We start from the raw sequence: 17,685 nt of genomic DNA, 5'->3' as shown, positions 1-17,685 counted from the left end.
GCGGGACCGTGGGGTAGTGGTATCCTCTGCGGATGGGGTCCGTAGGACCCGAGTTCAATTCTCGGCGGTCCCACTCGAAATTATCTAAGTGTTCAACTCTTAGCGTCTCATACCCTCGAGACGGCCGAAAATCCAATTCTCGGTTTCGGTGCATTATAACTTATCTTACAGTATATCCTGGGGGTGGTCGGCGTGACGATCGCGCCGTGGCCCTCAGTCGATCGACGTGTCTTCACTGTGGTGCCCACGCCGCCGATCGATTCCGTCGCGTCTTCGGTGACGATCGCCAGCCCGCTGCAGCCGTGCGGACGGTAGGCGACGAATACAGCGCGTCGCTCAGGCAGAACGCGACGGGGGTGACGATGCCGATCCTGCCGATCCGAGCTCGGATGACCACCCGTGGACGACTCGGGAAGTTGGTTCGATCGAGCGACAGCGAAGTACGGCTCGATGCCCTGTTCGGTGCCGCTGGCGTAGCCCTCGTTCTCTTCCCGGGGAGGAGAACGAGCTACCAGGAACTACCGCGTACGTAGAATTCGCCATTTTTGCAGTTAGGTGGTACGGAAGTCACTATCGAGTGCGGGGGATACTGACCACGCAACTTAAAGTCGGCACCAGCATAGTAGGGTCAATGAATCGGAAGTCCTCTGTCCCCGGCCAGGAGGCAGAGGTTCTGCTAGTAGAAGACAATCCCGGCGATGTTCGACTCGTCAGAGAATTGTTTTCAGACGCAGCTATTACAAACACACTTCACGTTGCTACTGACGAACAAGAGGCGCTCGATTTCCTGAATCAGCGCGGCGAGTTCACCGACGCCCCGCGACCAGATCTCGTTTTGCTCGATTGGTATCTCCCGCGAGCGACCGGTGAGGATGTGCTTCGTGCTATTAGGAATGATCACGAGTTGGAGGAGGTTCTCGTAATAGTGTTAACGGGCTCCGATGCGGGAGAAGATTTCCTCAATTCGCCCGAGATCCAGTTCGACGCCTATCTCACCAAGCCGATCGCTCCCGATGAATTCGTCTCACTCGTTCGCTCATTCGAGTTCTTTTGGCTGACCGTTCTCTGCTCACCATCTGATTCGTAGTACTGGCGAATTCCTACTCACTATACAGCGTTCAATACGCATCTACACGTAGCGGTTAGTTCAGTCTCATCGGATCGAAATTCCTGTCCCGTTAGACGACGTGCCGCTCGCGTATGATGATCAATCCCGTTCCAGTCGACTCGTTCGTGCTGTGGCAGTCTTCGGGGTGGACATCCCACTCGTCGTCCTCGCTGTCCTCTACGCTGGCAGCCGAGCAGCCGATCTCGAGTTCGGTATGTGGTGTTCGTCCTCACCGGAATTACCGCCATTGCGTGGGTGGTCCTCGCGGGATGGGGACGGCGGATGGATGCGGCGCGTCCAACCGGTGAACTGGTGCGCTTCTCGGCCGCAACCTACGCGAGGGAGGTCCCCGGGGGAACGTATGCCCAACTCCCACTTTCGATCCGTCTACTGTTTGTTCTGACAAGTGCGGTTATCCTCGGATGGGGCGTGCTTCTGGCCACGTTCTAAGCGGTACGCATCTACACATAGCGGCCGGACCATCCCCATTGGCTGGAAATCGTATCAAAGCACGAATGATCGTATACAATCCGTTTTGGGAGAATCAGTCAGTGGCCCATACCGTGATCCAACAGCCGATTCCGAGCGCCAGTCCAGCAACGGTGAACCCGATCGGATTCGTATCGATCCCCGAATAAATCATAATGTAAGGCCAGATGACGAGTGGAACGCCGTATCCAGTGGATCCGAGCGACAGCAGGGGATTAGATTCGCCTCTGTAGTACGCGAATCCGACGATGAACAGACCGTACGCAGCAAATGGTACTATCGTCACCATGTAGAGCAGTGCCGACACGTCCCAGGACGGAAGAACTTCAACCGCGACGTAGAGTTCGCCGTCGTGCGTCACGACACTCCCGGAAATCGAAGGCCCATCTGCGGCGGGAGCGTACGATTCGGTCGTTCGAAAATCTGGCCGCTCCGCGTACTCGTCACACACGAGCATTCCTCGGAAACAGACGTCGATATCGGTATGCTGCCAACCCGAGTGTCCCCCGTACCGTGACTCAACCGGTTGGGCTTTCAGTTCGTAAAACGCGCGTTGCGTCTCGGGTGAGAGGTCGCTAATTTCGACGGGATCGTCCGTGTCAAGGTTCGTCCCATTGAGTAGTTCGTCGAACGCCTCGGTTGACTCATGAGCAATTGCGTAGTCCGGCGAACGAGTCTCGTACGGTTGGTGAAAGGGCCCGGAGACAAAAGCGCCCAGCGTCAGAAACAGCGCCACGACAACCGCAAAACGGAGTGTGATCCGACGGTAGTTCATACAGATATGAAATTACAATATCTGTAAGTGTATTCTGGTGTCTCGCCTCGAGCGTTACATCGGTAGTATTTGCTGGGTGCGCATCTTCACAGACGGCTGGTTCAGTCTCGAGGGAGAGAAAGTGACGATTGAGTTACGATGAATCCAGACTCTGTCTTCAGCATGTGTCTTCCGTCACTTGCTGAGGGGTTCGAAACGGCCTAGGAAGTTGGTTTTCAGGTTCAGATCGCTTTCGCTATCGGGACTAGAGCCGAAGCGATCGAGCGGCATCGGCCAGATCGTCACCACTCGATCGCCGGACGTTACGCGCTCGCCGGCAACGTCCTCGATCAGCGCGGCCAGTTCGTCGCGGTGCGATTTGGGCCGCTGTTCCTGTTCCTGTTCCTGTTCCTGTTCCTGTTCCTGTTCCTGTTCCTGTTCCTGTTCCTGGATCGTATCTTTGTCCGGACAGTGGAGCGCTCGATTCGCGAGATACGCGAGTACGAACGTTTCACGCGTCTGGTGTGGTGCCTCGTCGAGATACCACGATGGGAGTTATCGTCGAGGTCGGTTTTCGGGCCGACGTGTGCTCCCAGGACGGCCAGCACTCGACCGAGCACCGTTCCGTCCTCGGTCGGCCGAAGCCTCACTCGCGCGATCGTCGCTGTCCGCGTGGACGAACTCGGAGGCGATACCCGTCGTTTCGAGAGCGTCGACGACGTGTGAATGGCGGCCGTTCTCGTTAAGTACGAAAAAGGGGACGGAGTTCCCCGTCACGATCGAGCAACCGGAGAACACATTCGCTACGAGCGTATTCGGAGCGGTTCATTCTCGATCGTCTCACCCGATTCGGTGAATCATCGAGCGCACCGGCGTCCGCGATCGGGGTCAGCCGCACCCGTCGACGTGGGCCCCAATAGCCGTTCGTGACCGACGAAACGGGGACCGAGCCGATTCAACTCGAGAGTCCGAGCGCTGCAGCGACGTCGAGCAGGCCGCTTCCCTGCTCGTTGTCCGCGAGGCCGATGTCCTCGGCGGTGTCCGTCAGTTGCTGGCGGGCTTCGGTATTCGTGTAGCCGTTGGCCATCAACTGGCCGCCTGCACCGGAGACGTGCGGACACGCCATCGACGTCCCCGAGAACGTGTCGTAGCCGCCGGGGATCGTCGAGTAGACGTCCTCGCCCGGCGCGGCGATCTCGACCTCGGGACCGGTCGAGGAGAAACTCGCCAGCGAGTCGTCCTCACTGGTCGCGCTGACGGCGACGAACTCCGAGTAGGCGGCCGGATAGCCGACGCAGTCGGTACACGGGCCGTCGTTACCTGCGGCGGCCACGAGCAACACGCCCTTGTCGTAGGCGTACTGACCGGCGTCCTTGACCGCCTGGGACCCGGAACTCGCGCCGAGACTGAGGCTGGCGACGTCCCAGCCCTGGTCGGCGACGTACTCGATGCCGGCCGCGACGTCGGAGAACGACCCGCTACCGCGCTTGTCGAGCACCTTCACCGCGTGCAGCGTCGCCTCCGTCGAAACGCCGACGACGCCCTCGTTGTTGTCGACGGCGTCGGCGGTCCCCGCACAGTGGGTGCCGTGGTCGTTGTCGTCGTCCCAGGGCTTGCGACACATCCTCGGATTACCCTTGCACTCCACGAACGCCTTGCCTTTCCCCAGGTTGGCCTGCAGGTCGGGGTGGTCGGAGTCGATCCCGGTGTCGACGATCGCGATGTCGGCACCGGCGCCGGTTTCGCCGTTGTCGTGGGCGACGTCCGCGTCCGTGCGATCGATACCCCACGGCATCGTCTGCGCCAGCGCGTGCATCTCGCCGTTCTCCTCGACGTAGCGTACGTTCGGGTTCTGCCGGAGCCCGGAGACCGCACGCTTTTGCGTCCGGATCGTCACGGCGTCGAAGGCGAACTCGCGGACCGTCTCCGACGCCGCGTTGAGCGCCGCGGACCGTCCGTCGGCGTTGGCGAACCCCACGTTGACTTCGACGACGTCGCCCGGATCGGCCGCTGCGAGTCCGGTCGTGCCGACGGTGGCGAGTGCGCCCCCAGCGGCTTTCAACACTGTACGTCTGTTCACTGGTTGGCTGTCATCTGACATCCATCCCCACGTGACACTCACTCATGCATGAATGTTTTGGCAACCACAATCAAAATAGTTATCAATTTTATACTATAGATTAATGGAGGTACCGCTGCCAAACTCGAGGGAGTGTGGCCCCATTCGGAAAGTACCCTACTGAACGCCGTCTCGAAGCCCGAATCGGGGAACGCCGGCTACGTGAGAGACGCCGATTCCGGCGAGAACTCGATCGTGGATCCGCGCGGACGAGGCGGGGTGTGTTGGAAAAGTGATCGAGATCAGTTCAGGGACGCTTCTAACGGCCGAAAGTCGCTGTCACCGCAACTGCATCCCTGCTTCGTTCCGATCGGCCGAACGGACCCGTCGTCCCAGACCTCGGAAACGAAGATGGCACTGCAGTTTGCACACCGCGCAGCGACCCGTCTTCGTGAAGTTGAGGATGGCATCGTACTAGTCCAGGGGTCCGTTTCGTAATCAGGCCATCTCCAAATCGTATTGGTGGCGAACCCGGGTTGTCGCAGATCGATCGATCGGAAACATTCGATCGATCGAGTCGAGGTTCGTTAGGCGCCCCGTGACCGATCGATCAGAGTAACGACTGTCGCCGTTCCCTGTCGGTACACAGCGGACCGACGAGGCGGATCGGGACGAGCAGGCGGCGTCTCCGCGAGCGATCGGGGGCTTTTTCGTCCCACCGATCCGACGGCCTGCCATGACGGTCGTCCTCGCGGGTGTCGGCGCGGACAGCACCAATCTCGGTGCGCTGGGGCCGCTGTACGACGATGGCCGCTTCGAGTACGTACCGATCCCGGAGAAGACCCGGCGAACGGACGAGCCCGAGACCCTGGGGACGTGGGAGTTGCGGGGCCGCGACGGGACGGCCGCCGACCTGACGACCCGAATCGATCCTCAACCGGTCCGCGGCGACGCCGACCCCGTCGGCGGGGACGCACTGGCGGACTGGCCGCTGCACCGCGACCCCAATTTCGAGGCGCTGACCTACGGCGAACACCGCACGAGCGGCTACGTCTCGCGGCTCTCGGCCCTCGAACCCGGCGACGTGGTCGGCTTTTACGCCGGCCTGCGGCGACCGGGTGGCGATCGCGCCCACCGCTATCTCGTCGGCTACATGACCGTCGCCGACGTGACGGTGATCCGACCCGACGCGCCGGCCGCCGAACGTCGCCGCCTCCTCGACGCCCATCCCGAAAACGCCCACGCGAAGCGCGCCCGCGACGGCGATCTCTACCTCGACAAACCGGTCGTCATCGTCGACGGCCGCGAACCCGGCGGACTCTTCGATCGCAACCCCATCAGGCTCAGCGACTACTACGTGAAAGACGGCAACGAGCGCCCGCAGTACTACCTCCGCGACGAGGTCGCGTCGGCGTTCGCCGTGGCGGCCGGCGGCCGAAACATGATGTACAAACCCGCCTACCGGTGTGCCCAGTCGGGTGCGACGTTCCGCGATCGGGTCGGGATTCCCGGCGAACGGACGGGTTTCGAACTCGGGTCGGCCTCGACCTCGCCGTAGGGCTGCGGGATCCACCGGTTCGAACCGCCGCGTCCGGGATTCCGAAGCGTTCCGGTTCGAGGCACCCCCGCGAAATCCGGCCGTCGAGACGCTCGGGTCGTGAGGCCGACGCACACCGACCGCTGCCGGGACAGCGAGCCACGCGGACGCCCACGATGCCGGATCGATCGAATTGATAAGGTCCTGGTGCGAACCCTGCTTGCAGTGACGGACGATACGACCCGGCGGCACGATCGCGTCACGTCCCACCCGACGCCCGGTGCCGGAAACTCCCTCGCAGCGTGGACGCGTGCACGCCACCCGCTGCGGGTCGCGATCAACTACGTGGTCGTCTGGCTCGTGCGGATCTCTCCGAGTCTTCGGCTCAAACGCTGGCTTCTGCGCCGGATCGGCGTCACGGTCGGTCCGGGAGTCTCCTGGGGTCTCGAGGCGACGCCGGACGTCTTCTGGCCGGACCTGATCACGATCGAGCGGGAAGCGATCGTCGGCTACGACGCGACGATCCTCTGTCACGAGTTCTTGCAGGACGAATACCGCACCGGCGAGGTCGTCGTCGGCGAACGGGCCATGATCGGGGCCGGCGCGATCGTCCTCCCCGGCGTCGAGATCGGCGAGGGTTCGAGCGTCGCGGCGAACTCGCTGGTGACCCAGGACGTCGCCCCCGGGGAGACGGTCGCGGGGGTTCCCGCTCGCCCGATGAACAGCGACGCGATCGACGACGGTGATCTCGGGTCCGGGTCCGCGACGTGACGCCGTTCGCGAGCGCGGTCCCGGCCTGATAGTCCATTCCTCAACAGCGATACTTCAGAACAGTTATCACTTTCTGAACGAATTCCCCGTCCATGTCCTACTGTCGCGACTGTGACGAGACCTTCGAGCGGGGGACGATACGCTGTCCGAGGTGTGATTCCGGGCTGGTCGATGAGGAGTCGCCCTCGGACTCGGTCGACGACTGGGGCGGCGACGACCCGGCGAACGCGACAGAGGGCTGGTTCGGCGACGATGGAGGTGACTCTGCCGACAACTGGTTCCGGGACGACGATGCGGACTCGTCGAGAGGCTGGTCCGGCGACGACGGAACTGGGTCGAGTAGTAGCCGGTCCGGCCCGGACGCGACGGATCGGCGGGGAGTCGACGACGCCACCGGCGGTGGGGCCGCGACCGCCGCCGCGCACCACGAAGCACGGGAATCGCGGGGCCCGAAACCGACCCAGCAGGAGCCAGCGTCGGCGGCGACGACTGGACCACAGTTCCACGACGCGGATCTGGTCAGTTTCTCGGTCACGTTTCCACTCGGAAAGAGCGGCAAACCCCTGCTCATCGATACCGTGATGTCGATGGCGTATTTCCTGATCGTCCCCATGTTGTTTTCCTACGGGTACTCGTTCCGGGTCGGCCGGGCCGCCGCGAGAGGGGATTCGGAACCACCCTCGTTCGACGACTGGGGTGGGATGGCGAAAGACGGGGGAATTCTCTTCGGGATCGGTCTCCTGGGGGTCGTCGTGTTCGTCGTCGGTCTCGTCGCAATCGGTGCCGTCGACGAAATGATGGCCGGATCACCGCTGGCCCCGGCGTTCGACGGCGTCGTCGTTCTCGGCGCGCTCGCCGGGACGTATTTTGCAGGTGCGATCGGTCCCGTCTTGATCGGCACCGGCAGCCTCCGCGAGACGGTCGGCGAGTTCCAGTTCGCGACGTTCGCCCTCACGAGACACTATCTTCTGGGGCTCGTGATAACCGCCGTGGTCGCGGTCGTCGGCTACGTCGCGTTCCTCGTCCTCCTCGTCGCGCTCGTGTTCACCATCGTCGGTATTCTCCTGGCGATTCCGCTGGTCGTGGCGTTCCCGGTCTATCTCGTGAACGTGCTGTTTGCCGTCTGGGGCTACGTCTACAACCGGGCAGCAAAAGCGGGTGACGTCGACCCAGTACAACCCGACGACTCCCTGGGGATCACGTAACGCTACAACTGGGAACGGCGACGTCGGGCGATTCGAATCCGATCGAGACGAGGACCGAAGAAAATCGAACTGTCCCTTCGACGATTCGAGCCCTACAGCGACGACCAGCACTTGCGGGCCGTGTTCCAGGACGTGATGTCGGCGATCCAGCGCGCGGCGATCATCTTCTTCAGGTTCTGGGCCGCGAAGCCGCCGAAGGTATCGACGGGCAGAGAGACGCCGAAAGCCGGCTTGATTTCGTGGGCGACGGCCTTCTCGCCGACGGAGACGACGGTCCCTTTGTTCTCGTACTCCCAGGTCTTCAGCGGCCGGCCCTCGATGGCACGGGCGATGTTCTCGCCGACTATCTCGGCGGCCTGCCAGGCAGCCTGTGCCGTCGGCGGTGCGGGCTGGTCGCCCTGGTCGATGATCGCCGAGTCGCCGATCGCGAACACGCGCTCGTCCGAGGTCTGGAACGTCGCGTCGGCGTGGACGCGGTTGTGCTCTTTCTCGACGTCGGCGTCCTCGAGGGCGTCGCGACCCGTGATCCCGCCGGTCCAGACGAGCACGTCGTGGTCGAGCGGCTCACCGTCGTCGAACTCGATGACGTCTTCGTTCGCCTCGGTGATCGGGTCGTCGGTGTGGATCTGGACCCCTGCCTCCTCCAGGAGGTCACGCAGTGCCTGCTGGATCTTCGGATCGTTGCCGGGGAAGATCTCCTCCAGCGCCTCGACGAGGTGGATTTCGATCGGGGCGCGGTTGTTGTCGCGGAACTCCGCAATTTCGCCGGCGGTCTGGATGCCGGACAGGCCAGCGCCGCCGATGACGACCTGCGCAGGATCGCCGCGCGTGGCGTCCTTGCTCGCCTGTTTGACCGCCTCGTGGATCTCGAGGGCGTCGTCGAGGCTCTTCAGCGTCAGCGAGTGCTCCTCGAGTCCGGGGATACCGTAGTAGGCGGTCTTGGTGCCGAGCGCGACCAGTACGTAGTCGTACTCGACGTCTTCCTCGTCCGCGAGTTCGACGACCTGCTCCTCGGTGTCGAGACCGGTTACGTCCGCCCGGATGAACTGGGTCGACGGATCGGCGATTTCGTCGACCGGGAACGTGATGTCCGACCGAACGTCGGGATCCCGGATCACGCGGTGGGATTCGTGGAGAACGAGGTGATAATCGACGTCGGCGATCCACGTTAGCCGCACGTTGTCCCCGAGCTCCGACTGGAGCGTATTGATCGCACCGGCCCCGGCGTATCCGGCCCCGAGTACGACGACGTTTTCAGTCATACCCGACCATCAGAAACACTCCGATACAAAGGTGTTGAAACACGAACCAGCGTGTGTCGTGTTCCCACTCGTCGAAACGTGCGGAAAGTGGCGGTGTCAGAGGATTCGCTTGCCGAACGCGCTCGCGGTCAGTTCGGCGGCGAGCGTGGCCGTCTCGTTCGCCTCGTCGAGGATCGGGTTCACCTCGACGACGTCCATCGATCGGAGCACGCCGTCGCGTTCGTGGCGCGTCGAGACGGTCTCGAGCGCGGAGTGGGCTTCCCGGTAGGTGACGCCGCCGCGGACGGGCGTCCCGACGCCCGGGGCGGTCTTCGGGTCGAGCCAGTCGAGATCGAGGCTGACGTGGACGCCGTCCGTCCCGTCGGTCGCGACCGCGAGGGCGTCCTCGACGACCGACGTCATACCTCGCTGGTCGATGTCCGACATCGTGAACGCCGTCATCTCGCTCTCCTGGACCAGTTCGCGTTCGCGGTCGTCGATACTCCGGAGGCCGACGTAGGCGATCGAGTCCTCGCGGATGCCCGGCGCGCGCGCCCACCCCATCTCACCGAAGACGCCCCGACCCAGCGCCGCAGCGAGCGGCATGCCGTGGACGTTGCCGCTGGGGGACGTCCCGGGCGTGTTCAGGTCCGCGTGGGCGTCGAACCAGATCACGCCGAGATCCGCCTCGCGCGACGAGCCGTGCATCGAGCCGATCGCGACGGAGTGGTCCCCGCCGAGGACGAGCGGAAACGCGCCATCGGCGAGCGTGGCCGCCACCTCGTCGTCCAGCCGTCGGCAGACCTCCTCGACTTCCCGGAGGAACTTCGCGCTCCCGCGACTCGGCGGGTCGGCGTCGGGGTCGCGTTCCTCCGCCCGCGGCATCAACAGGTCGCCGCCGTCGACCGGATCGACGCCCGCCTCCTCGAGTTCGTCTGCCAGGCCCGCGTATCGGATCGCGGACGGTCCCATGTCGACGCCGCGTCGATTCGCACCGTAGTCCATCGGCGCACCGATGATCCGAACGGTCTCTTCCATACCACTCGTTCGACGGACGGGGGTTTGACCGTGACGATTTCCGGTATCGACGCCGACAGATTTAGGGTTAGACCGCTCTAAATCCGGGTACGATGATGCTGAGCGACGTGATGGAGGACTACCTGAAAGCCATCTACCAGCTCCAGCGGTCCACCGACGACCGGATCAAGACCTCGGCGATCGCCGAGGAGCTGGACGTCACGTCGCCGACCGTCACCAGTATGGTCGACAAACTGGAGGATCGAGGGCTCGTCGACCGCGAGAAGTACCGCGGAGTCACGCTCACGGACGAGGGCGAGACGGTCGCACTCGAGGTCGTCCGCCACCACCGCCTGCTCGAGGCCTACCTGACCGAACACCTCGACTACGACTGGTCGGAGGTCCACGAGGAGGCCGACCGCCTCGAGCACCACATCAGCGAGGACTTCGAGGCACGCGTCGCGAACGCCCTCGACCAGCCGACGGTCGATCCACACGGCTCGCCGATCCCGAGTGCCGACCTCGAACCGCCCGAACGTCCAACCGGCGAATCCATCACGGAGTTCGCCGAAGGAGACACCGTGATCGTCGAGGAAGTCGCCGATCGGGATCCGGAGATGCTCTCGTATCTCGCCGACCACGGCATCGAACCCGGCGTCGAACTCGAAATCGTCGAGATCGCCCCGTTCGGAATGGTGACGGCCCGATCGGCGACACACGACGAGCCGGTGTCGCTCCCGGAAACCGTCGCTCACCAGGTCCGCGTCGGCCGTCCGGTCGACATCGACCACTGATTCGAGGGGCGCTGGCGACGGTCGGAACCCGTCTCAGCCCGGCGAACAGGTAGAGCGATCACAATCGACTTCTGCTCGAGGAAGAGATAACAGTAAACAGCCTCGAGCCACCGCGCCCGAGGCTTTGTTGGTTCCCTCAGCCGTGCGCTAGCACTCCCTGTTCCGCGAGGGAATGGGATGAGGTTGGGCGGCTTACGCGCCCCGACCCGGACAGACGCACCAACCGGACCCGTGGGTGGGTTCTGTGAGTCCGGTAATTCGTGTTGTTGCCGTCGAGTTTTGCCTTCTCGCGGTTGAGCGGTATATCGAGGAGACGGAACACTAGATCGAGTGTCGGGCTTCACCCCTGACCCCGGTGGGTCTGGGAACTCGTCCTTGCAGGTTGTTTCGACGAGCCTAAACACGGCTAATGGAACGGCAGGCCGGTCGACCCGAGGAGTCACACGGTGTCTGATCGGGCACCGATTCACGATCGGGTTCCACAGTGGGCGCTCGCGATCGCGTTCTACACCGTCGCCATCGGGGTGATCCCGCAGGTCCTGGTCGGACTCGAGGAACTCATCCGCTTCGACGCCGACGCGATTCTTTCGCGCCTCGACGCGACGACGTTCGTAATCGGCGTCGCCATCATGTTCGTCCTCGAAGACGGCGTGGTCGAGGGCTGGCTGCTTCCCGGCTAGACTGGCATCTTGCTATCACGCGCCGCTCGATCGGTTTCCCGACGGCGTCCCGACCGCTAGGAGCCGATCGGGGCGTGACGATTCGAAAACGACGAGAAAGGAAACTGATTACTGTACTGGGCCACCGATTCGTAACTGAACGAACTCTCCGGCACACCCGTCGGGTTTAAGGAAGTCAATTGCGAACAATTCACTATGTCATCCATCGAACTCACCCCGAGCCAGAAGAAAATCCTCCGTGCACTGACGAACCTTCACAAGGAGTCCGAGGACGCGATCAAGGGCGAAGACATCGCCGAACAGGTCGACCGCAACCCCGGCACCATCCGGAACCAGATGCAGAGTCTCAAGGCCCTGCAACTGGTAGAGGGAGTACCTGGCCCCAAAGGCGGCTACAAACCTACGGCCGCCGCCTACGAGGCCCTCGAGATCCAGCAGATGGACGACCCGGCCTCGGTCCCGCTCGAACACGAGGGTGAGGTGGTCGAGGGCGTCATCGTCGAGGAAATCGACCTCTCGAGCGTCCACCACCCGGAACTCTGCCGTGCAGAGGTCCACATTCAGGGTGCCCTCGGCGGGATTCGAGAGGGCGACTCGGTGACGGTCGGCCCGACGCCGCTGTCGAAACTCGTCATCGAGGGGTCGCTCGACGGGAAAGACGACACCAACAACATCCTCATCCTGCGCATCGACGACATGATCGCGCCGGCCGAAGAGCCGGAGCACTGAGTCGGTCGATTCCTCCGATCGGTCGCGTCACCGTCGACCCCCCTGTGGAATCGAACCCGGAGCGACATCGCCCTCCAGGTGGCCAAAACGGGCCATAGACTCCATAGAACCGATCGTCAGTTCGCTGTAGGTTCGTCGTCGGCCCCGCCGTCCGCTGCAGACTCGTCGTCGCCCGTTCCCTCCGCTGCAGACTCGTCGTCGACCGTTCCCTCCGCTGCAACCGCCGGAATCTCGTCGACGCTCGCGACGGCGTCGCCGTCCTCGACGTCCATCACGATCACGCCCATGGTGTTTCGTCCGACCGTCGAAATTTCGTCGACGCGCGTGCGGACGATCTGCCCACGTTCGCTCATCAGGACGATCTGGTCGTCGTCGGAGACGGCCTTGACGGCCGTCACGGGCCCGTTCCGATCGCCCGTCTTGATGTCGATCAGCCCCTTGCCGTAGCGCGACTGGGTGCGATACTCGGCGAGGCGAGTCCGCTTGCCGTACCCGTTCCGGGTCACGGTCAACAGCGCCTGCTCGTCGCCCTCGTCGGTGGCAACCAGCCCGGCGACGGCATCGCCGTCCTGAAGTTTGATGCCGTTGACGCCGCGAGCGTTCCGGCCCATCGCGCGCACTTCGTCCTCGTCGAACCGGATCGTCATCCCGCCTTCCGTCGCGATTACCAGGTCCTGCGAGCCGTCGGTCACCTCGACGTCGACCAGTTCGTCACCCTCCTCGAGGTCGGCGGCGATGATGCCGGTCGACCGGATGTTGTCGAACTCGTCGCCGGCCGTCCGTTTGACGTAGCCGTTCCGGGTGACCATCGTCACGTACTCGCCGTCACCGAAGGCGTCGGTGTCGACGATCGCCGTGATGTCCTCGCCCGGATCGAGATCGAGGATGTTGACCGCCGATTTGCCGCGAGCCGTGCGACCCATCTCCGGGATCTCGTAGGTCTTCAGCTGGTAGACCGCGCCGTGATTGGTAAAGCACAGCAGGTAGTCGTGGGTGTTGGCCCGGAACACCGTCGCGACGCGATCGTCCTCCTTGACGTCCGCGCCGATGATCCCTTTCCCGCCCCGACCCTGGGGGTCGAACTGGTCCATCGGCATCCGCTTGACGTAGTCGTCCTCGGTCATGACGACGAACACCTCTTCCTCGGGGATCAGGTCCTCGTGGGTGACCGTTCCCCGATCCTCGACGATCGAGGTCCGGCGGTCGTCGGCGTACTCCTCTTTAATCTCCCGGAGTTCGTCCTTGATGACGCCGAGCAACTCCTGCTCGCTCTCCAGGATCTCGGTCAGGCGTTCGATCTCGGCCTGGACCTCCTCGTACTCGTCCTCGATCTCGGCGGCCTCCATCGAGGTGAGGCTGCCGAGTTGCATCCGGACGATGTGGTCGGCCTGGTCCGTCGAGAAGTCGTAGGCCTCCTGCAAGGCCTCCTTCGCCGCCGATCGGTCCTCGCTGTTGCGGATCAGTTCGACGACGTCCTCGGCGTTCTCGACGGCCGTCAACCGGCCTTCGAGGATGTGCGCGCGGTCCTCGGCCTCTTCGAGGTCGTACTCGCTGCGCCGGCGGACGACCTCGCGCCGGTGTGCGACGTACTCCGCCAGGGTCTCTTTCAGCGAGAGGACCCGCGGCTGACCGTCGACCAGCGCGAGGTTGATGACCCCGAACGTTCGCTCGAGGTGGTTCTCGAGCAGTTTGTTCTTGACGACCTCGACGTTGGCACCGCGCTTGCACTCGACGACGATGCGCACGCCGTCCCGATCGGACTCGTCGCGGAGGTCGGAGATCCCCTCGATCTCGCCCTCGTTGACGTCGTCGGCGATGCGCTCGACGAGTCGCGCCTTGTTGGCCTGGAAGGGAAGTTCGGTGATGACGATGCGCTCGCGGCCCGACTTCCACTCCTCGACCTCGAACTCGGCACGGACGCGGATGCGGCCGCGGCCGGTCTTGTACGCCGAGTAGATAGCGTCGCGGCCGACGATGTTGGCACCCGTCGGGAAGTCCGGTCCCTTCACGTGCTCCATCAGGTCCTCCACCGTCGCGTCGGGGTTGTCGATCAACTCGATCGTCGCGTCGATCACCTCGCCGAGATTGTGCGGCGGGATGTTCGTCGACATCCCGACGGCGATCCCCGAGGAGCCGTTCACCAGGAGGTTCGGAAACGCCGACGGGAGCACGTCGGGTTCCTGCAGTCGATCGTCGTAGTTCGCGGAGAAGTCGACGGTGTCCTTGTCGATGTCCTCGAGTAACTCTTCGGCGATGGGTGCCATCCGGGCCTCCGTGTAGCGGGGCGCGGCGGGCGGATCGCCGTCCATCGAGCCGAAGTTCCCCTGGCCGTCGACCAGCGGATAGCGCATCGAGAAGTCCTGGGCCATCCGGACCAGCGTGTCGTAGATCGCACTGTCGCCGTGCGGGTGGTAGTCACCCATCGTCTCGCCGACGATCGAGGAGGATTTCCGGTGGCTCGATCCGCTCGTGACGCCCATCTCGTGCATCGCGTACAGGATGCGCCGGTGGACCGGCTTCAGGCCGTCCCGGACGTCCGGGAGGGCACGACCCGCGATGACGGACATCGCGTAGTCGATGTAGCTCTGTTCCATCTCGTCTTCGATGCGGACGTTTTCGATCGCCCGTGCCTCTACGTCGGTCGGATCGGGTACGTCTGAACTCATGTAGTTACCTCACCTCGTCTAGATGTCGATCCACTCCGCTTCCGGCGCGTTCTCCTTGATGAACTGCTTGCGCGGTTCGACGGCGTCGCCCATCAGGACGGAGAACATCTTGTCCGCCGCGGCCGCGTCCTCGATCGTGATCTGCTTGAGGATGCGGTTTTCGGGGTTCATCGTCGTCTCCCAGAGCTGTTCGGGGTTCATCTCGCCGAGCCCCTTGAACCGCTGGACCTGCGAGGGGTTGCCGTTGCACTTCTCTTCGACGATCTCGTCGCGTTCGGCGTCGGTCATCGCGTCGTACGTTTCCCCCCGGTAGCGGATCCGGTACAGCGGCGGCTGGGTGGCGTAGACGTAGCCACCTTCCAGCAGCGGCCGCATGTGCCGGTAAAAGAACGTGAGCAGAAGCGTCCGGATGTGAGCCCCGTCGACGTCGGCGTCCGTGGCCATGATGATCTTCTTGTAGCGGACGTCATCGACGTCGAACTCGTCGCCGATCCCCGCGCCGATCGCGGTGATCATGTTCCGGATCTCGTCGTTCTCTAAGATGCGATCGAGTCGGTGTTTCTCGACGTTCAGGATCTTCCCCTTGATGGGGAGGACGGCCTGGAACTCCGGATTGCGGGCCTGCTTCGCGCTGCCACCGGCGGAGTCACCCTCCGCGATGAACAGTTCGGCCTCGTCGGGGTCTTTGGTCTGGCAGTCGGCCAGTTTGCCGGGCAGGGACGTCGACTCGAGCGCGGACTTCCGGCGGGTCAACTCCTCTGCCTTCTGGGCTGCCTTGCGAGCCTTGGCCGCCTCCTCCGCCTTGGCGACGATCGCCTCGGCGGTGTCGGGGTGTTCCTCGAAGTAAGTGCCCAGGCCCTCGTGCATGGCGCTCTCGACGATCCCCCGCACTTCCGAGTTGCCGAGTTTCGTCTTCGTCTGGCCCTCGAACTGCGGGTCGGGGTGTTTGATCGAGATGACGGCGGTGAGCCCCTCGCGGATGTCCTCCCCTTTGAGGTTCTCGTCGAGGTCCCTCAACAGGTCGTTCTCGTCGGCGTAGTCGTTGACGACGCGCGTGAGCGCGGTCTTGAACCCGGTCAGGTGGGTGCCGCCCTCGCGCGTGTTGATGTTGTTCGCGAAGGCGTGGATCGAGCCCTGGAGTTCCTCGGTGGCCTGCATCGCCACCTCGATCTCGATGTTCTGCTCGCTGTCCTCGAAGTAGATGACGTCCTCGTGCATCGCCGACCGGGTCTCGTTCAGGTACTCGACGAACTCTCGGATCCCACCCTCGTACTGGTAGGTCTCCTCGATCGCGTCGCCCTCGCCGTCGGTCTCGCGTTCGTCGCGGAGCGCGATGCGGACGCCCGAGTTGAGGAAGGCAAGTTCGCGGAGTCGGTTCGACAGCGTCGAGAAGGCGAAGTCGTTCCCCTCGAAGATGCTATCGTCGGGCCAGAACCGGATCTCCGTACCGGTCTCCTCGTCGGGTTCCATGTCGCGAACCCGTTCCATGTCGCCGACGGGTTCGCCCCGTTCGAACGCGTGACGGAAGACACCCCCGTCGCGTTTGACCTCCGCTTCGAGTCGCATTGAGAGGGCGTTCACGACGCTCACGCCGACGCCGTGGAGTCCGCCGGAGACCTGGTAGGACTTGTTGTCGAACTTCCCGCCGGCGTGGAGGACGGTCAGAATGACCTCGAGCGCGGGGCGATCGTACTCCTCGTGGGTGTCGACGGGGATCCCGCGGCCGTCGTCCGACACGCTCACCGACCCGTCGTCGTGGATCGTGACGGCGATCTCGTCACAGTACCCCGCCAGCGCTTCGTCGATCGAGTTGTCCACCACTTCGTAGACGAGATGGTGGAGCCCTCGAGAATCGGTAGAGCCGATGTACATCGCCGGCCGTTTTCGTACGGCCTCCAGGCCCTCGAGGACCTGGATCTGTCCGGCGCCGTACTCGCTTTCCTGGGACATGTAAAACCTGTGTGCGGGTAGCGCCCGGCGGCCTATAAAGGTTCGCGTACGCGCGCGAGCGCGATCCGATCCAACGTGACTGTCGCGACAGCGTGACCGTTGCCACGACGTCGTGAACCCGCCAGCCTGCCCGGGGAGACCGCAGAGCCCGATCGGCGGCACCGATACAGTCGCCGGTCGACGCGTGAGAATCCATCCCTCGCCGATCGGTGCGTTCGCGTCGATCGAAACGGTGACGGAACTCGCGTGTGTAACCAGTCTGAGAGTAGGTCGTCGTCACGCCTGTCAGTGAACGGCGTTTCTGAGGCCTGAGAGCGCCCGAAAGCCGTACGGTCGCGGTTCACCTCGTTCTGTACGACAGCTATTGATAGGCTGCTTTCACATGACGGCTTCGTCCTCAATCCGCTGGGAACTTCCAGAGACACGTGAGGCGACTCAGACGACGTATCGCCCCCCGCGGTCGAACGCCGAGACGGCCGCTCCGTTTGGACAGGGGGCGACAGCGTTCGTCTCCGGAGTAACTCAGACATGTTAGGCCCATCCGATCGGACGGACGGACCGGAATCGAATACGACCACTCGCTTTCGTTCACCCGGGGTCGACCTGCCAGTCGATCCAGGAGTCGGAGTACCCGAATTCGCGATCGGTGCCCGCGTCTGTACCGACGAGCGCGTCCACCGATTCG

At 63.5% G+C, this 17,685-nt stretch carries 14 protein-coding genes, 1 tRNA gene and 1 pseudogene; 9 read left to right on the top strand and 7 right to left on the bottom strand.

All coding sequences use genetic code 11. The features are described from left to right. Positions 1-2: 2 nt before the first annotated feature. The 3 genes from MUG98_RS11320 (at position 3) to MUG98_RS11315 (ending at position 1,087) form a co-directional block, all read left to right on the top strand. Positions 3-73, top strand: a tRNA-Pro gene (locus MUG98_RS11320). Further along, positions 33-533, top strand: coding sequence for a DUF7563 family protein (locus MUG98_RS25550; protein WP_425601093.1), 501 nt, complete (start codon positions 33-35; stop codon positions 531-533). The genes MUG98_RS11320 and MUG98_RS25550 overlap by 41 nt, the downstream gene beginning before the upstream one ends. 98 nt (positions 534-631) lie before the next feature. After that, a complete protein-coding gene (locus MUG98_RS11315; protein ID WP_265112212.1) occupies positions 632-1,087 on the top strand; it encodes a response regulator in 456 nt (151 codons plus the stop codon). Between the two features lie 565 nt (positions 1,088-1,652). Here the strand turns inward: MUG98_RS11315 and MUG98_RS11310 are convergent. After that, complete coding sequence (locus tag MUG98_RS11310) at positions 1,653-2,372, bottom strand: hypothetical protein (protein ID WP_265112211.1); 720 nt, start codon at positions 2,370-2,372, stop codon at positions 1,653-1,655. 934 nt (positions 2,373-3,306) lie between these two features. Beyond that, positions 3,307-4,452 (bottom strand): S8 family peptidase, encoded by a 1,146-nt coding sequence (locus MUG98_RS11305; RefSeq protein WP_265112210.1) that lies wholly within the window; start codon positions 4,450-4,452, stop codon positions 3,307-3,309. Between the two features lie 694 nt (positions 4,453-5,146). Here MUG98_RS11305 and MUG98_RS11300 point away from each other — a divergent pair. The 3 genes from MUG98_RS11300 to MUG98_RS11290 all read left to right on the top strand — a co-directional run bounded on the left by MUG98_RS11300 (position 5,147) and on the right by MUG98_RS11290 (position 7,923). Continuing rightward, entirely contained in the window at positions 5,147-5,968 is an 822-nt protein-coding gene (locus tag MUG98_RS11300) for an Nmad3 family putative nucleotide modification protein (RefSeq protein WP_265112209.1), read from the top strand. A 204-nt stretch (positions 5,969-6,172) separates the two neighbouring features. Then, a complete protein-coding gene (locus MUG98_RS11295) occupies positions 6,173-6,718 on the top strand; it encodes an acyltransferase (RefSeq protein WP_265112208.1) in 546 nt (181 codons plus the stop codon). 92 nt (positions 6,719-6,810) lie between these two features. After that, on the top strand, positions 6,811-7,923 hold the full coding sequence (locus MUG98_RS11290) for a DUF4013 domain-containing protein (protein ID WP_265112207.1): 1,113 nt from the start codon (positions 6,811-6,813) through the stop codon (positions 7,921-7,923). A gap of 92 nt (positions 7,924-8,015) precedes the next feature. On the opposite strand, the gene MUG98_RS11285 is transcribed toward MUG98_RS11290, so the two are convergent. Both MUG98_RS11285 and rocF read right to left on the bottom strand, forming a co-directional pair. Continuing rightward, positions 8,016-9,185, bottom strand: coding sequence for an NAD(P)/FAD-dependent oxidoreductase (locus MUG98_RS11285; protein WP_265112206.1), 1,170 nt, complete (start codon positions 9,183-9,185; stop codon positions 8,016-8,018). Positions 9,186-9,281: 96 nt separating this feature from the next. Next, positions 9,282-10,202: an arginase gene (rocF, locus tag MUG98_RS11280; protein WP_265112205.1), complete on the bottom strand. Its 921-nt coding sequence runs from the start codon at positions 10,200-10,202 to the stop codon at positions 9,282-9,284. Between the two features lie 92 nt (positions 10,203-10,294). Between rocF and MUG98_RS11275 the strand changes: the two genes are divergently transcribed. After that, positions 10,295-10,975: a metal-dependent transcriptional regulator gene (locus MUG98_RS11275; RefSeq protein ID WP_265112204.1), complete on the top strand. Its 681-nt coding sequence runs from the start codon at positions 10,295-10,297 to the stop codon at positions 10,973-10,975. Between the two features lie 136 nt (positions 10,976-11,111). On the opposite strand, the pseudogene MUG98_RS25415 reads toward MUG98_RS11275, so the two are convergent. After that, positions 11,112-11,267 (bottom strand): annotated as a pseudogene (locus MUG98_RS25415) (RNA-guided endonuclease TnpB family protein); the annotation flags it as partial. 154 nt (positions 11,268-11,421) lie between these two features. Here MUG98_RS25415 and MUG98_RS11270 point away from each other — a divergent pair. Beyond that, the gene (locus MUG98_RS11270; protein WP_265112203.1) at positions 11,422-11,655 is read left to right on the top strand and encodes a hypothetical protein; all 234 of its coding nucleotides are present in this window, start codon (positions 11,422-11,424) and stop codon (positions 11,653-11,655) included. Positions 11,656-11,850: 195 nt separating this feature from the next. Further along, on the top strand, positions 11,851-12,384 hold the full coding sequence (locus tag MUG98_RS11265) for an Rrf2 family transcriptional regulator (RefSeq protein WP_265112202.1): 534 nt from the start codon (positions 11,851-11,853) through the stop codon (positions 12,382-12,384). 116 nt (positions 12,385-12,500) lie between these two features. On the opposite strand, the gene gyrA is transcribed toward MUG98_RS11265, so the two are convergent. Then, on the bottom strand, positions 12,501-15,050 hold the full coding sequence (gene gyrA, locus MUG98_RS11260; protein ID WP_265112201.1) for a DNA gyrase subunit A: 2,550 nt from the start codon (positions 15,048-15,050) through the stop codon (positions 12,501-12,503). Positions 15,051-15,068: 18 nt separating this feature from the next. Beyond that, positions 15,069-17,000, bottom strand: a complete 1,932-nt coding sequence (gene gyrB / locus MUG98_RS11255) for a DNA topoisomerase (ATP-hydrolyzing) subunit B (protein ID WP_265112200.1) — start codon at positions 16,998-17,000, stop codon at positions 15,069-15,071. Positions 17,001-17,685 lie beyond the last annotated feature (685 nt).

It is taken from the genome of Halosolutus halophilus (assembly GCF_022869805.1).
Taxonomy (GTDB): Archaea; Halobacteriota; Halobacteria; order Halobacteriales; family Natrialbaceae; genus Halosolutus; species Halosolutus halophilus.
Note: the sequence above shows the minus strand (reverse complement) of the source record. Positions and strands in the feature narration are given on the sequence as shown.

Excerpts from the sequence above, each read along its gene's own strand:
- MUG98_RS25550 (WP_425601093.1), top strand. The coding sequence starts at position 33 with ATGGGGTCCGTAGGACCCGAGTTCAATTCTCGGCGGTCCCACTCGAAA.
- MUG98_RS11315 (WP_265112212.1), top strand. The coding sequence starts at position 632 with ATGAATCGGAAGTCCTCTGTCCCCGGCCAGGAGGCAGAGGTTCTGCTA.
- MUG98_RS11310 (WP_265112211.1), bottom strand. The coding sequence starts at position 2,372 with ATGAACTACCGTCGGATCACACTCCGTTTTGCGGTTGTCGTGGCGCTG.
- MUG98_RS11305 (WP_265112210.1), bottom strand. The coding sequence starts at position 4,452 with ATGTCAGATGACAGCCAACCAGTGAACAGACGTACAGTGTTGAAAGCC.
- MUG98_RS11300 (WP_265112209.1), top strand. The coding sequence starts at position 5,147 with ATGACGGTCGTCCTCGCGGGTGTCGGCGCGGACAGCACCAATCTCGGT.
- MUG98_RS11290 (WP_265112207.1), top strand. The coding sequence starts at position 6,811 with ATGTCCTACTGTCGCGACTGTGACGAGACCTTCGAGCGGGGGACGATA.
- MUG98_RS11285 (WP_265112206.1), bottom strand. The coding sequence starts at position 9,185 with ATGACTGAAAACGTCGTCGTACTCGGGGCCGGATACGCCGGGGCCGGT.
- rocF (WP_265112205.1), bottom strand. The coding sequence starts at position 10,202 with ATGGAAGAGACCGTTCGGATCATCGGTGCGCCGATGGACTACGGTGCG.
- MUG98_RS11275 (WP_265112204.1), top strand. The coding sequence starts at position 10,295 with ATGATGCTGAGCGACGTGATGGAGGACTACCTGAAAGCCATCTACCAG.
- MUG98_RS11265 (WP_265112202.1), top strand. The coding sequence starts at position 11,851 with ATGTCATCCATCGAACTCACCCCGAGCCAGAAGAAAATCCTCCGTGCA.
- gyrA (WP_265112201.1), bottom strand. The coding sequence starts at position 15,050 with ATGAGTTCAGACGTACCCGATCCGACCGACGTAGAGGCACGGGCGATC.
- gyrB (WP_265112200.1), bottom strand. The coding sequence starts at position 17,000 with ATGTCCCAGGAAAGCGAGTACGGCGCCGGACAGATCCAGGTCCTCGAG.